This is a genomic window from Flavobacterium maritimum (assembly GCF_040049085.1).
Classification (GTDB): Bacteria; Bacteroidota; Bacteroidia; order Flavobacteriales; family Flavobacteriaceae; genus Flavobacterium; species Flavobacterium maritimum.
This window is the reverse complement of sequence record NZ_JBDLZY010000002.1, coordinates 767,705-782,109: the sequence shown is the minus strand read 5'-3', so window position 1 is coordinate 782,109 and position 14,405 is coordinate 767,705. Positions and strand designations below refer to the sequence as shown.

12 protein-coding genes are annotated in these 14,405 nt (G+C 36.3%); 4 read left to right on the top strand and 8 right to left on the bottom strand.

What is annotated here, in order from left to right; translation table 11 throughout:
* Window positions 1–25 precede the first annotated feature (25 nt).
* From hutH to ABEB23_RS07330, 3 genes are read left to right on the top strand one after another with little or no spacing between them, the layout of a single operon-like run.
* The gene (gene hutH, locus ABEB23_RS07340) at window positions 26–1,540 is read left to right on the top strand and encodes a histidine ammonia-lyase (protein ID WP_348811861.1); all 1,515 of its coding nucleotides are present in this window, start codon (window positions 26–28) and stop codon (window positions 1,538–1,540) included.
* Window positions 1,541–1,589: 49 nt separating this feature from the next.
* Entirely contained in the window at window positions 1,590–2,234 is a 645-nt protein-coding gene (locus ABEB23_RS07335) for a DUF47 domain-containing protein (RefSeq protein ID WP_348811860.1), read from the top strand.
* Between the two features lie 27 nt (window positions 2,235–2,261).
* Entirely contained in the window at window positions 2,262–3,575 is a 1,314-nt protein-coding gene (locus ABEB23_RS07330) for an inorganic phosphate transporter (RefSeq protein ID WP_348811859.1), read from the top strand.
* A gap of 93 nt (window positions 3,576–3,668) precedes the next feature.
* Here the strand turns inward: ABEB23_RS07330 and ABEB23_RS07325 are convergent, their stop codons facing one another.
* The 8 genes from ABEB23_RS07325 to ABEB23_RS07290 form a co-directional block, all read right to left on the bottom strand.
* A complete protein-coding gene (locus ABEB23_RS07325) occupies window positions 3,669–3,950 on the bottom strand; it encodes a GNAT family N-acetyltransferase (protein ID WP_348811858.1) in 282 nt (93 codons plus the stop codon).
* 11 nt (window positions 3,951–3,961) lie between these two features.
* Complete coding sequence (locus ABEB23_RS07320) at window positions 3,962–4,351, bottom strand: OsmC family protein (RefSeq protein ID WP_348811857.1); 390 nt, start codon at window positions 4,349–4,351, stop codon at window positions 3,962–3,964.
* A gap of 2 nt (window positions 4,352–4,353) precedes the next feature.
* The gene (locus ABEB23_RS07315) at window positions 4,354–5,238 is read right to left on the bottom strand and encodes a pirin family protein (RefSeq protein WP_348811856.1); all 885 of its coding nucleotides are present in this window, start codon (window positions 5,236–5,238) and stop codon (window positions 4,354–4,356) included.
* Window positions 5,239–5,272: 34 nt separating this feature from the next.
* Window positions 5,273–6,151, bottom strand: coding sequence for a pirin family protein (locus ABEB23_RS07310; RefSeq protein ID WP_348811855.1), 879 nt, complete (start codon window positions 6,149–6,151; stop codon window positions 5,273–5,275).
* A gap of 78 nt (window positions 6,152–6,229) precedes the next feature.
* A complete protein-coding gene (locus ABEB23_RS07305) occupies window positions 6,230–6,823 on the bottom strand; it encodes a Crp/Fnr family transcriptional regulator (RefSeq protein ID WP_348811854.1) in 594 nt (197 codons plus the stop codon).
* A 63-nt stretch (window positions 6,824–6,886) separates the two neighbouring features.
* A complete protein-coding gene (locus tag ABEB23_RS07300) occupies window positions 6,887–7,402 on the bottom strand; it encodes a DUF421 domain-containing protein (protein WP_348811853.1) in 516 nt (171 codons plus the stop codon).
* Window positions 7,403–7,473: 71 nt separating this feature from the next.
* The gene (gene rimK, locus ABEB23_RS07295) at window positions 7,474–8,850 is read right to left on the bottom strand and encodes a 30S ribosomal protein S6--L-glutamate ligase (RefSeq protein WP_348811852.1); all 1,377 of its coding nucleotides are present in this window, start codon (window positions 8,848–8,850) and stop codon (window positions 7,474–7,476) included.
* 139 nt (window positions 8,851–8,989) lie between these two features.
* On the bottom strand, window positions 8,990–11,536 hold the full coding sequence (locus tag ABEB23_RS07290) for an ATP-dependent Clp protease ATP-binding subunit (RefSeq protein ID WP_348811851.1): 2,547 nt from the start codon (window positions 11,534–11,536) through the stop codon (window positions 8,990–8,992).
* 256 nt (window positions 11,537–11,792) lie between these two features.
* On the opposite strand from ABEB23_RS07290, the gene gyrA reads away from it, so the two are divergent.
* On the top strand, window positions 11,793–14,396 hold the full coding sequence (gyrA, locus tag ABEB23_RS07285) for a DNA gyrase subunit A (RefSeq protein ID WP_348811850.1): 2,604 nt from the start codon (window positions 11,793–11,795) through the stop codon (window positions 14,394–14,396).
* The last annotated feature ends 9 nt before the right edge of the window (window positions 14,397–14,405 follow it).

The window sequence follows — 14,405 nt, the reverse complement described above, 5'->3', positions numbered from 1 at the left end:
TTTGGGTCCTCAAACACATCGCAAAATGGATAATATACATTATGTAAGTACAGAGGTACTTTCTTTGGAAATAGTAGAGGAGATTATATCCTATAATAAATCATTGGCATTGTCTGATGAAGCCAAAATAAATATCCAGAAATGCAGGGAATATTTAGATAAAAAAATGGCTTCACATTCAGAACCAATTTATGGAATCAATACGGGTTTCGGTTCACTTTGTAATGTGAAGATATCCAATGAAAATTTATCCAAACTACAGGAGAATTTAGTGAAATCCCATTCTTGCGGGACAGGGGAGGAAGTACCTTCCGAAATCGTGAAGTTGATGCTATTGCTGAAAATTCAATCCTTGAGCTACGGCCACTCTGGAATTCAGTTGCAAACAGTAGAACGATTAGTTGATTTTTATAATAATGACATTCTTCCTGTAATTTATACGCAAGGTTCTCTTGGAGCTTCAGGAGATTTAGCACCATTGGCGCATTTGTCATTGCCGTTGTTGGGAGAAGGTGAGGTCTATTTTGAAGGCAAAAAAGTCCATTCAAGCGAAGTTTTAAAGAAGTTTAATTGGGAACCAATCGTTTTGCAATCCAAAGAAGGTTTGGCATTATTGAATGGAACGCAATTTATGAGTGCTTATGGTGCCCATATTTTGATGAAAGCTAATAAATTTTCTTATTTGGCAGATTTAATTGCCACTATATCTTTAGAAGGTTTTGATGGACGTATTGAGCCATTTCACGAATTGATTCATTTTATTCGTCCTCACAAAGGTCAGATTGTAACTGCAAATCGTGTAAAAGGATTTTTAGAAGGAAGTGAAATTATCGAACAGGTGAAAACCCATGTTCAGGACCCATATTCGTTCCGTTGTGTGCCTCAGGTTCATGGTGCTTCGAAAGATGCTATTGAATATGTCAAAAAAGTATTTAAAACGGAAATCAATTCGGTTACAGACAATCCTAATATATTTATAGAAAGTGATGAGATTATTTCTGGCGGTAACTTTCATGGGCAGCCTTTGGCATTAGCCTTAGATTTTATGGCGATTGCTTTGGCAGAATTGGGAAGTATTTCTGAACGCAGAACGTATCAACTGATATCGGGATTGCGAAATCTTCCTGCATTTTTAGTGGATAATCCGGGCTTGAATTCCGGTTTGATGATTCCACAATATACTGCTGCCAGTATTGCAAGTCAGAATAAGCAATTGGCAACACCTTCCAGTATCGATAGTATTGTTTCCAGTAACGGACAGGAAGATCATGTGAGTATGGGTGCTAATGGTGCTACAAAAGCACTTCGTGTGATGGATAATCTGGAACGAATTTTAGCAATCGAGTTAATGAATGCTTCTCAAGCAATCGAATATAGAAGACCATTACAGTCTAGTGACTTCATTGAAATGTTCTTGAGCGCTTACCGTGAGGAAGTTCCATTGGTGAAAGAGGACAGGATTTTGCATTATGATATTGAAAAAACGGTTTCTTTTTTGAATAGTTTTCAGATAGAAGTTGATTTGTTAACAATTACTTAACATTGGCATAAAATAATGAACTAATTTTGCAATTCTAAATTAAACTAAAATGTCATTAAATAGTATTTTCCAATTTCTGGTACCAAAGGACAAAAAATTCTTTCCCCTTTTTGAAGAGGCCTCAACTAATTTAATTCAATTGGCAACATTGCTGCATGAAGCAGTGAATCTTCCTTTGAAAGAAAGAGAAGTGCTTTTTCAGAAAATAGATGAGTTGGAGCAAAGAGGTGAAGACTTAACACGCCAAACTAACCTTGAGCTAAGCAGAAATTTTATCACTCCATTTGATAGAGAAGATATTCACTCGTTGATTACTTCGATTGATAACGTAGCAGATAATCTTCACGGGGCGGCCAGCAGAATGAGATTGTATCAGGTTGATAAGATTACAAAATCAATCAGGAAATTGACTGAAATCAATTTGGAGGCTTGTCAAAATATTGATGTAGCCGTAAAAGAATTGAAAGATTTCAAGAGAATCAAGAATATTACAGCTGCCTGTTCAAGAATCAGTAAATTGGAGAACAAATCAGATACGGTATATAATAAGGCTGTTTTCGAAATTTTCGAAAATGAAACTGATGCCAAAAACATTATTAAGTACAAAGAAGTATTATCCGTTTTGGAAACTGCAACTGATAAATGTAAAAGCGTGGCAAGTGTTTTAGAATCAATTGCTGTAAAACATTCTTAATTCTATCAGTTTTACTGAAACATATTTATGGATTTTACTCTACTTATTATAATTATAGTTTTAGCATTAATCTTTGATTATATCAATGGTTTTCATGATGCAGCTAATTCTATAGCAACGATTGTAGCTACTAAAGTATTGACTCCTTTTCAAGCGGTACTTTGGGCAGCATTCTTTAACTTTTTGGCCTATTGGGTTTTTGGTTTTGGAGTAGCTGATACCGTTGCGAAAACGGCACACACCAGCAGTATTGATTTGACAGTTATATTAGCGGGTGTTATTGCAGCAATTATTTGGAACTTATTCACTTGGTGGAAAGGTATTCCTTCTTCATCTTCACATACTTTAATCGGTGGTTTTGCCGGAGCAGCTATTGCCCATGGATTTTCTGGCGTAGTACAGGATCCGGAACATTACGGACTTAAGATAGTAAGTTGGCTGAAAGCTGCAAAAGAAGGTGAATTGTTGCCATCTGGTGTATTAATTGTCATTTTGTTTATTGTTTTTGCTCCACTATTGGGGATGATCATATCGTATTTTATCTCCTTATGGTTGATGTATTCCTCAAAGAAAAATATATATCCTAAAGTGCTTACTGTATTGTTAATGCTTGTGGCTCTTTGGTTTTTATCAGCAGTGCTAATTCCATACGAAGAGATTAAAAAACCTAGATTTGACAGTCATTTTTGGAGTGTTGTAACAGAACCGCATAATATTAAGTGGTTTTTGGTTGCTGTTATATTCTTTAGTTTAGCCATATTCAATTTATTTTTCAGTTCCTTTTCTACTTCTAAATCAGAGGCTGTATTGAAAAAAATGCAATTGTTATCTTCAGCTGCATTCAGCTTAGGTCACGGGGGTAATGATTCACAAAAAGTAATGGGTATTATTGCTGCAGCAGTTGCTGTTTATGTTAAAACAGCTCATGTCGTTGACATGCCTGCCTGGCTTGATGTAGAACTTCCAAAAGAGGACGGTTCATTTAAAATGCCCGCTTGGATTCCGTTAACCTGTTATTCAGTTATCGCGTTGGGAACCTTGAGTGGTGGTTGGAAAATTGTAAAGACTATGGGGTCAAAGATAACCAAAGTGAATGCCTTTGAAGGTGTTGTTGCAGAATCTGCTGGTGCATTAACATTGTTTTTGACAGAACATTTTAAAATTCCGGTATCAACAACACATACAATAACAGGTTCTATTATTGGTGTTGGTGTAACTAAAAGAGTATCGGCTGTTCGTTGGGGGGTAACCGTAAGTCTGATTTGGGCATGGATTTTAACAATTCCTGTCTCTGCAATTTTAGCAGCTTTGGTTTACTATTTACTTAATTTGTTTCTATAAAATTTTAGATTTTAAATCATATAAAAAAAACCATTCGCTACGAATGGTTTTTTTATGCTTTCTAAGTAATCTCTAATCTTTTTGATTTGGTTTTTAATACAAAAGATCTTGTATTTCTTTCGTTTTGTCAAATAGACTTTTTGCAAAAGGGCATAGCGGTAAAATTTTGAGATTATTTCCACGGGCGAATCGTACGGCTTCCATTACTAATTTTTTTCCTACTCCCAAACCTGCAAAACCGGAATTTACTTCAGTATGGTCAATGATGAATTTATCTGTTCCTGCCCAGGTATAGGTCATTCTTCCAGCTTCAATTTCATTTTCCGTAGCCCTAAAGTAGCCGTTTTTTGGGTCATTTATTTGTTCTATTATCATCTGTCTTTGGTTTAATACTCTGTTGTTATTTCGATTGGGTTGGTTAAAATTTTGTGCACAGGACAACTATTGGCAACGATTATTAATCTTTCTTTTTGGGTGTCGTCTAAGTTTCCTAATAATTCGATTGAACGGTTTATTTGAAATTTGTTTTCAGTTGTACTTTGACCAAATGTAACTTCAACTTTTACATCTGTTAGATCCCAACCTTTCCTGTTGGCGTACATGCGTAAAGTAATACTGGTACAAGCAGCGAGGGCGGAAGCCAGTAATTCTTTTGGCGCTAATCCTAAATCTTTACCACCGCTACTTTCAGGTTCGTCAGAAATAATATAATTTGTTTCTGATTGTATTTCTGTTTTATAAAGTTCGGTGCCAATATGGGCAGCTATTTTAATCATAATTATTGCTTTTTATTTTGCTCCGGAAGAGGAACAAATTCGGTTTCACCAGGAACTTTATCAAAAGTTTGCGCAATCCATTTTTCTTTTGCTTTTTCTATCAGTTCTTTGTTGGAAGCCACAAAATTCCAATAAATGATTCTTTCTTCAGGAAATGGCTCTCCTCCAAAAATATAAATTGTCGTATTTGCTGCCATATTGAAGGAGCAGAGTTTTGTGTCTTTAGCAATCAGAATCTGTTTTGGCCCAAAAACGTTACCTTCACTTTCAATACTACCTTCTAGAATGTATAGAGCGCTTTCGCCAAATAAATGCTCTCCAATAGTTACCGTTTGAGGAGTTGTGCTTTTTAATTCTAAAAGATAAAGAGGACTGTAAACAGGAACAGGTGATTTTCGACCAAGTACTTCGCCAGCTATAAGTTTGAATTTAATATTGTCAGCTTCCCATTCCGGAATCTGATCTTCCGGAACATGAAAAAACGAAGGTTCCATTTCCTCCAAAGCTTTAGGTAAAGCCACCCAAATTTGAAGCCCGTGTAACATTTTATCTGAAGTCCGCAAATAGTCAGGTGTTCTTTCTGAATGGACAATTCCTTTTCCGGCAGTCATCCAATTGATTTGTCCAGGTTTGATTTCCATCTCGGTTCCCAGACTGTCCCTGTGCATGATGCTTCCTTCAAACAAATAGGTCAAAGTGGAGAGCCCGATGTGGGGATGTGGTGCCACATCAAGGTTTTCGTAATCACTCATGCAGGTTGGTCCCATATGATCAATGAATGCAAATGGACCAACCATTCTTTTTTCCCGAAAGGGTAGCAGTCGTCCCACCATAAAATTGCCAATATTACTTGGGCGCTCTTCTATTATCAGTTTGATGTTTGACATTGTATCTGTTTTTAAAAATATAAAAATAAGGAAATTAATCTTCTAAAAAACCAAACTTCCCTATATTCACATCATTGAATGCTTGCAGGATTTCAGCTTGTGTGTTCATTACAAAAGGTCCGTGTGCCGCAATAGGTTCATTTATAGGCTCGCCGCTCAAGATTAAAACTACCGATTTTTCAGTTGCTTCTATAGTAAATGTCTCTCCTTCATTTTCAAATAATACAAAATGGTCTGTTGGAACATTTTCGGTATCATTTACTTTGATACTTCCTTCGATTACCAATAATCCAGTGTTGAAATGGGAAGGGAAAGAGAAAGAAGCTTTGGCGCCTTTGTTTAATTTGGCATTCTGTAAATGAACGGGTGTGAAAGTAGATGCGCTACCTTTAATTTTTTCATATTGTCCCGCAATCACTTCAATGACTCCACCGTTTTCCGGAAGTTCAAATTTCTTGATTTGATCATTGGTAATTCCTTGATATTTTGGCGCTGACATTTTATCTTTTGCCGGAAGATTGATCCACAGCTGCACCATTTGAAAATCACCTCCATTTTTACTGAAGGTTTCTTCATGGTATTCTTTGTGCAAAATTCCTGAAGCTGCTGTCATCCATTGCACATCACCTTCACCAATGATACCGCTGTTCCCTGCACTGTCATGGTGAGCTACTTTTCCGTGATAAGCAATAGTAACCGTTTCAAAACCTCTATGAGGATGTACACTTACACCTCTGGGTTGATCTGTTGGAGGAAAATAAAATTTAGAATTGTAATCCATCATAATAAACGGACTCATTCTTTTCATATCTAAATGATAGCCACTCGGAATAAAGTTATGTACTCTAAATCCATCACCTACCATATGTGGTGGTGGAGGTGCTAATACTAATTCTACTTTTTTTGTTTTCATTGCGATGTCTGATTTAATTATAGTACAAATTTACTATCGTTTAAAACCAGATGCATTGATGTAGGATAAGAAATAAATCTATGACGGTTTAAAGTTTCTTTTTGCTAATTCCTTACGAACCCTGCTTAATGTTTCAGGTGTAATTCCCAGATAAGATGCAATCATCCATTGTGGTACTCGTAGAGTAAGCTTTGGGTAAATAGTTATGAAATCCAAATAACGTTGCTCAGCTGTTGCTCCCAGTAAAAGATTTACTCTTTTTTGAAGTTGGCGGATATGATTATGTAATGCAATATTGTCCTGCTCCCGAAATGAAACACTTAATTCGGCGGCCGCATTGATGAAATTTTTATCGATAAGAACAATTTCAGTGTCTTCAATAGCATCAATAAATAATTCAGAAGGCTCGTTAAAATAGGAACTGCTTCTGTCAGAAATGATCCAATTTTCGGACGCAAATTGAATAATATGTTCCTTGCCGGTTTCATCTATGGTGTACGAACGCAGTAACCCTTTAGATACAAAAAAAGAATGATTACAAATTTCACCCGGATGAAGAAGAATGGATCCTTTTTCTACTTTTTTGAATTGTAATGTACTTGTAATCGAAAGAAACTGCTCGTCCGTCAGATTGGTCTTGGATTGAAAGTATGTTTTGAATGAATCGAGCATATTTATCTCAGGCTACAATGTGAGGTTTGTTTTTTAATTTTTATAAAAAAATCTTAAGTCAGGCTAATTGATGCCACTCAAGTTTTTATGAATACGCTTTCTTTTATAATGGGTCTGACGAAGATTGTGAACACCAGAGATGATACTGATATTGCCGTCAATCTCAAGCATAGCTAGTTTTACATCTTTAAAATATTCAACTCCATGTTCTCGCATCGCTTCTTTCAATTCATCAGAAGAAATGTTTAATTTGCTTAACGCTTTAAAATCCAGATTCCCGTTGTGAATTAAGACTTCCGGTTTTTCTTGCATAAAGCCACTAAATTTCGGAAAACGAAACATCAATTTCTTTAAAGCAAAATTAATGGTAAAAAGTACGGTTGCCGCAGCTAAGCCACCATAAAGGCTGGTGTTGTTTCCAACCATGGCATTTTGCACAGAGTTGCTTATCAATAAAATTAAAATGACATCGGCTGTATTGAGTTGTGATAATTCTTTCTTTCCAAAAAACTGCAAAGCTACAACCATGAAAAAATAAACGGCAACACTGCGAATAATGATGTCAAAATATGGATTCATTGTTTTTATTTTTTCAGTCTCAGTTTTCAGTTACATAGCAGATTGGAAAAGGCGACTACGACTGAATACTCTTAAAACTGTTTCAGTTTAAAATTCTTTTCGATGGCTTTTATCATTTCTCCTGCAATGTCTTTATTGGTAGCGCCTTCAATGCCTTCTAGCCCTGGAGAAGAATTCACTTCCAATAGTAAGGGCCCTTTTGAAGAACGAATAATATCAACACCCGCAACTCTTAAATCCATGGCTTTTGCAGCTTTTATAGCGATACGTTTTTCATCACTTGTTACTTTTATGACAGATGCGGTTCCTCCAAGATGAATGTTGGCTCTAAACTCACCTGGCATAGCCTCACGTTGAATAGCAGCTACCACTTTACCGTCAATTACAAAACAACGGATATCTTTACCATTGGCTTCTTTTATGAATTCCTGAACTAATATATTAGCATTTAGGCTTTTGAATGCGTTAATAACACTTTCTGCTGCTTTTTTTGTTTCTGCTAATACAACTCCTTTGCCTTGAGTTCCTTCTAATAATTTGACGATCAAAGGTGGTCCTCCAACCATTTTTATCAAGTCATTGGTATCTAAAGGAGAGCTGGCAAAACCGGTAGTGGGAATTTCTACGCCATGGTTAAGCAATAATTGCAACGAGAATAATTTATCGCGAGACTGTGTGATGGCGGTTGAAGAATTCAGGCAATATACTTTCAAAGCCTCAAATTGTCGTGTCAGGGCACAACCGTAAAAGGTGATACTAGGTCTGATTCTGGGAATAACAGCATCAAATTGATTTAATATTTTACCACCGCGATAATGAATTTCGGGTGTTTTGGCGTCCAATTTCATGTAGCATTCCTTGATATTTAAAAAATGCATTTCATGACCGCGCATTTCCCCAGCTTCCATTATACGTTTGTTACTGTATAATTCGGGATTGCTCGCTAAAAGACCAATGCGTAAACCCGAGCTGGCTTTTTCAGCATTCTTGTACAATTCTTTTAGATTATCGGTTGTCGGTTGTCCCAATAGATATTTTTGTTCAGGATCTACCAGAACCCTTCCGCTCATGGCTTCACGACCTAAAAGCATTCTGAAACCCATGGAGTCTCTGTTGGTCAATGTCATTTCGATAGGCCATCTCGATTCGCCCATTTTTAAATGGGTTTGAATCACATAGCGTTGTTCCCTGAAACCGCTGGAGCTTTTCACAATTCGTTTATCAACCAATGGAGCTTCGCAATGAATAACGGTTTTTAAGTTATTTTGAATAGGATTAATGTCAAATTTTACCCAATTGGCATCATTTTTAATGAAAGGCGCAATGTTTATAGCATGTAAGGCAGATGTTTTGGCACCCGAATCAACTCGTGCTTTGATGGTAGGAATATCTAACTCAGGGAAAGAACACCATTCTTCGCTACCCAGAATAACTTTATTTTCAGACATAAATTAATTTTAGTTGACCTTTGTTTTAAATATCAAATGTAAATATTTGTTTTCAAAAAAATGGGGTATTTTTATAAAGAATAAACCCGTTAAGTTTTCATAACATAACGGGTTTATTTAATCTAATAAATTAAAGAATTTATGGGTTTGTTGGCTCGCCAGCTTTATGAACCTGAACGGTCAACTCTTGTGCGCCATCTTCAATATCCATGTAAATTTCGTCTCCGGATCCAATTTTAGAAGTGATTATTTCTTCTGCAAGGGAATCTTCAACGTATTTTTGGATTGCCCTTTTTAATGGTCTGGCTCCAAATTGCTTGTCAAAACCTTTCTCGGCAATGAATGCTTTTGCTTTGTCTGAAAGAGTCAGTTTATAACCTAATTCGGCTACACGTGCATATAGTTTTTTCAATTCAATTTCGATAATCAAATCAATATGTTCTTTCTCTAAAGCATTGAATACAATTACATCGTCAATTCTGTTTAAGAATTCAGGTGCAAAAGTTTTCTTCAATGCATTTTCAATAATACTTTTTGAATTATCGTCAGCTTGAGCTACTTTGGCAGCGGTTCCAAAACCAACACCTTGACCGAAATCTTTTAACTGTCTGGCTCCAACATTGGAAGTCATGATAATGATCGTGTTTTTAAAATCGATTTTACGACCTAAACTATCCGTCAAGAAACCATCGTCAAGAACTTGCAATAACATATTGAAAACGTCTGGATGTGCTTTTTCGATTTCGTCTAAAAGTACCACACAATACGGTTTTCTTCTAACTTTCTCTGTTAATTGGCCACCTTCTTCATAACCAACGTATCCCGGAGGCGCGCCCACTAATCTTGAAATAGCAAATTTCTCCATGTATTCACTCATGTCAATACGAATCAACGCGTCTTCAGAATCGAACAATTCTTTTGCTAATACTTTTGCTAATTGGGTTTTACCAACACCAGTTTGCCCTAAGAATATAAAAGAACCGATTGGTCGATTTGGATCTTTTAGACCGGCACGATTTCTTTGAATAGAACGGGCAATTTTCATTACGGCTTCTCTCTGTCCAATAACCTTTCCTTCAATAAGTTCCGGTAATTTTGCCAGTTTATTGCTTTCCGTTTGTGCAATACGATTTACCGGAATTCCAGTCATCATAGACACCACATCGGCAACATTATCTTCTGTAACTTCTATACGATTGTTTTTAGCATCTTCTTCCCATTGCTCTTGAGCTATAGCCAAATCTTTTTCGATTCGTTTTTCATCGTCACGAAGCTTAGCTGCTTCTTCATATTTTTGCTTTTTGACTACAACATTTTTCAATTCTCGAACATCTTCCAATTGACGTTCCAAGTCCAAAATTTGTTTAGGAACCTCAATATTGGTAATATGTACTCGAGAACCGGCTTCGTCTAAAGCATCGATCGCTTTGTCTGGTAAGAATCGCTCTGACATGTATCTGTCAGTTAATTTTACACAAGCTTCAATTGCTTCAGGAGTATAGGTAACATTATGATGGTCCTCGTATTTGTTTTTGATGTTGTTCAAAATGGTAATGGTTTCCGCAACAGAAGTTGGTTCAACGATTATCTTTTGAAAACGTCTTTCCAATGCACCATCTTTTTCTATGTATTGACGGTATTCATCTAGGGTGGTAGCTCCTATACATTGAATCTCGCCTCTGGCTAATGCTGGTTTAAACATGTTTGAAGCGTCCAAAGAACCTGTTGCTCCGCCTGCGCCAACGATGGTGTGAATTTCATCAATGAAAAGAATGATATCGTCATTTTTCTCTAATTCATTCATCACAGCTTTCATTCTTTCTTCGAACTGTCCACGGTATTTTGTTCCTGCGACAAGACTGGCTAAATCTAAGGTTACAACACGTTTATTGAAAAGTATTCTGGATACTTTCTTTTGAATAATACGCAATGCTAAACCTTCGGCAATAGCAGATTTACCTACCCCAGGTTCACCTATTAAAAGTGGATTGTTCTTTTTTCGACGGCTCAAAATCTGTGAAACACGCTCAATTTCTTTTTCGCGTCCCACAACAGGGTCTAATTTTCCTTCTTCTGCCATTTCTGTTAAATCTCTTCCAAAATTATCTAAAACAGGTGTTTTTGATTTTTTATTGGATTTATTGGCCGGATTATTAAAGGAACCTTCTTTAAGACTGTCATCTTGTCCTGAATCGTCATTATATGATTCGTTTCTTGGCAAGTTTTCTAAAAAATCTTCTTCGTTTGGAGTCATGTTTAAATATTGTTCTTTAGCTACATCATAATCAATTTTCATTTTGTTGAGCAGCTTGGTTGTGGGATCGTTTTCGTTTCGTAAAATGCATAGCAAAAGATGCGCGGTACTAATCGAAGAACTTTGAAATACTTTTGCTTCAAGAAAAGTAGTTTTCAAGGCTCTTTCCGCTTGGCGCGTCAGGTGGAGGTTTTTCTTTTCGACACTAACTTCAGTGCTGGGACTTGCAGGGCTTAGAATCTCAACTTTTCTGCGTAAGTGGTCTAAATCTACGGATAAGTTATTCAGTATTTGAATTGCTTTTCCGTTACCGTCTCTGAGGATACCCAGCATCAAGTGTTCGGTTCCTATGAAGTCATGCCCTAATCGCAAAGCCTCCTCTTTGCTATAAGTAATAACATCTTTTACTCTTGGTGAAAAATTGTCATCCATAATATATAATTGATACTGTAAATTTAGTGAATTAGTGACTCAAAAACAAAAATCGTTCCCTTAAGAAGTCCTGTCAGCTAATTGACAAAAAAAAAGGCAGATGACAGGTAAAAAGATGCTTATTTTATCAACTAAAAGGGTGGATTATTTTGTTAATAAATCATTGAAATAAGTAGTCTGAAATATGCTAAAAAAATTCAAAAATCCGTATATTGGCACGTTTGTAAACTAATATAATATTTTAATATAACAACTTATGTCTGAAGGAGAAAAGTTAATTCCTATTAACATAGAAGATGAAATGAAATCTGCTTACATCGATTATTCGATGTCGGTAATTGTATCAAGAGCACTTCCAGATGTTAGAGATGGCTTGAAACCAGTGCATCGACGAGTGCTTTACGGAATGTATGATTTAGGAGTTTTTTCAAATAGAGCCCATAAAAAATCCGCGAGAATTGTTGGGGAAGTTTTGGGTAAATATCACCCTCATGGAGATACATCAGTTTACGATGCCATGGTTCGTATGGCTCAGGAATGGAGTATGCGTTATTTATTGGTTGACGGACAAGGTAACTTTGGTTCGGTAGATGGTGATAGTCCTGCAGCAATGCGTTATACGGAAGCCAGAATGCGCAAGATTTCGGAAGAAATAATGGCAGACATAGAAAAAGAAACTGTTGATTTTCAGTTGAATTTTGATGATACACTTTATGAGCCAAAAGTAATGCCAACACGTGTTCCTACTTTGTTGGTAAATGGGGCTACCGGAATTGCTGTAGGTATGGCAACTAATATGCCTCCACATAATCTTACGGAAGTAATCAATGGGACATTGGCTTACATCGATAATAATGAAATTGAAGTTGATGAATTAATGACTCATATAAAGGCTCCGGATTTTCCAACTGGAGGTGTGATATATGGTTATGAAGGGGTTCGCGAAGCTTTCAAAACAGGAAGAGGTCGAATTGTAATGCGTGCCAAAGTTGGTTTTGAAGAAGTTGACGGAAGAGAATGTATCATTGTTACCGAAATTCCTTATCAAGTCAATAAAGCGGATATGATTAAGCGTACTGCTGATTTGGTAAATGATAAGAAAATTGATGGAATTGCAAATATTCGTGATGAATCGGATAGAAACGGTATGCGTATCGTTTATATTTTAAAACGTGATGCAACACCTAATGTAGTTTTGAACACGCTTTATAAGTTTACGCAATTACAAGCTTCTTTCAGTGTAAATAATATTGCCTTGGTAAAAGGACGTCCGCAAATGTTGAATCTGAAAGATATGATTCACTATTTTGTGGAGCATCGTCATGACGTGGTAATCCGCAGAACGCAATTTGAATTAAGAAAAGCGGAAGAAAGAGCTCATATTCTTGAAGGATTGATCATTGCCTCAGATAATATAGATGAAGTTATCGCTTTGATTAAGGCGTCTAAAAATACAGAAGAAGCCAGAGAGAAATTAATCGAAAGATTTAAATTGTCTGACATTCAGGCTCGTGCTATTGTTGAAATGCGTCTTCGTCAGTTAACTGGTCTGGAGCAAGATAAATTAAGAGCAGAGTACGAAGAAATAATGAAGTTGATTGAGCGTTTGAGAGCTTTATTAGCGGATGTAAATTTAAGAACCGAATTGATCAAAGAAGAACTTATTGAAATTCGTGATAAATATGGTGATGCCCGTCGTTCATTGATTGAATATTCAGGTGGAGATGTAAGTATTGAAGATTTGATTGCTGATGAAAATGTTGTTATTACCATTTCACATGCAGGTTATATCAAACGTACAAACTTATCTGAGTACAAAACACAAAATAGAGGTGGTGTTGGACAAAAAAGTGCCGGGACAAGAGATCAGGATTTCTTGGAGCACATGTTTGTTGCAACAAATCATCAATATATGATGTTCTTTACCCAAAAGGGAAAATGTTTCTGGATGCGTGTTTATGAAATACCGGAAGGAAGTAAAACAGCCAAAGGTAGAGCAATCCAAAATCTTGTTAATATAGAAAGTGATGATAAGGTAAAAGCATACATTTGTACCCAAGATTTAAAAGATCAAGACTACATTAAGAGCCATAATTTAGTTATGGTTACTAAAAAAGGTCAGGTTAAGAAAACTTCTTTAGAGAAATATTCTAAACCAAGGGTAAATGGTGTTGCTGCTATTACTATTAAAGAAGGGGATGAATTATTAGAAGCAAAACTGACCAATGGAGAAAGTCAAATTATTTTGGCTGTAAAATCTGGAAAACTTGTTCGTTTTGAAGAAACTAAAACGCGTCCAATGGGAAGAACAGCTTCTGGAGTTCGTGGAATTACGTTAAAAGATGATACTGATGAAGTTATTGGTATGGTTACTGTAAACGATATGAACAGCGAAATTTTAGTTGTTGCTGAAAATGGTTACGGAAAACGTTCTAGTCTTGACGAATACAGAATTACAAACCGTGGAGGTAAAGGGGTTAAAACCTTAAATATTACCGAGAAAACAGGGAAGCTTATTTCTATAAATGCGGTAACCGATGCAGATGATTTAATGATTATTAATAAATCTGGTTTAACTATTAGAATGGCTGTTGAAGACTTAAGAGTTATGGGACGTGCTACGCAAGGAGTTAAATTAATCAATATCAAAGGAAATGATTCGATTGCTGCTGTTACTAAAGTAATGAAAGATGACGTGGCCGAAGAAGAAGAAGGTGCTTCTGAAGCTATTGAAAGAGTGAAACCAGTCTTAGAAGTACTAGAAGATGATGGTGCCGAAGAAGACGAAGATGAGGATGATGATTCAGCAGAGGAAGATGATGATTCTGAAGATGAGGACGATTCTGATGATGAAGCATAAGAAAGTTAA

Coding starts and splice junctions, on each gene's coding strand:
- gyrA (WP_348811850.1), top strand. CDS start 11,793: ATGTCTGAAGGAGAAAAGTTAATTCCTATTAACATAGAAGATGAAATG.
- ABEB23_RS07330 (WP_348811859.1), top strand. CDS start 2,262: ATGGATTTTACTCTACTTATTATAATTATAGTTTTAGCATTAATCTTT.
- ABEB23_RS07325 (WP_348811858.1), bottom strand. CDS start 3,950: ATGATAATAGAACAAATAAATGACCCAAAAAACGGCTACTTTAGGGCT.
- ABEB23_RS07320 (WP_348811857.1), bottom strand. CDS start 4,351: ATGATTAAAATAGCTGCCCATATTGGCACCGAACTTTATAAAACAGAA.
- ABEB23_RS07310 (WP_348811855.1), bottom strand. CDS start 6,151: ATGAAAACAAAAAAAGTAGAATTAGTATTAGCACCTCCACCACCACAT.
- ABEB23_RS07290 (WP_348811851.1), bottom strand. CDS start 11,536: ATGGATGACAATTTTTCACCAAGAGTAAAAGATGTTATTACTTATAGC.
- ABEB23_RS07305 (WP_348811854.1), bottom strand. CDS start 6,823: ATGCTCGATTCATTCAAAACATACTTTCAATCCAAGACCAATCTGACG.
- ABEB23_RS07315 (WP_348811856.1), bottom strand. CDS start 5,238: ATGTCAAACATCAAACTGATAATAGAAGAGCGCCCAAGTAATATTGGC.
- rimK (WP_348811852.1), bottom strand. CDS start 8,850: ATGTCTGAAAATAAAGTTATTCTGGGTAGCGAAGAATGGTGTTCTTTC.
- hutH (WP_348811861.1), top strand. CDS start 26: ATGGATAATATACATTATGTAAGTACAGAGGTACTTTCTTTGGAAATA.
- ABEB23_RS07300 (WP_348811853.1), bottom strand. CDS start 7,402: ATGAATCCATATTTTGACATCATTATTCGCAGTGTTGCCGTTTATTTT.
- ABEB23_RS07335 (WP_348811860.1), top strand. CDS start 1,590: ATGTCATTAAATAGTATTTTCCAATTTCTGGTACCAAAGGACAAAAAA.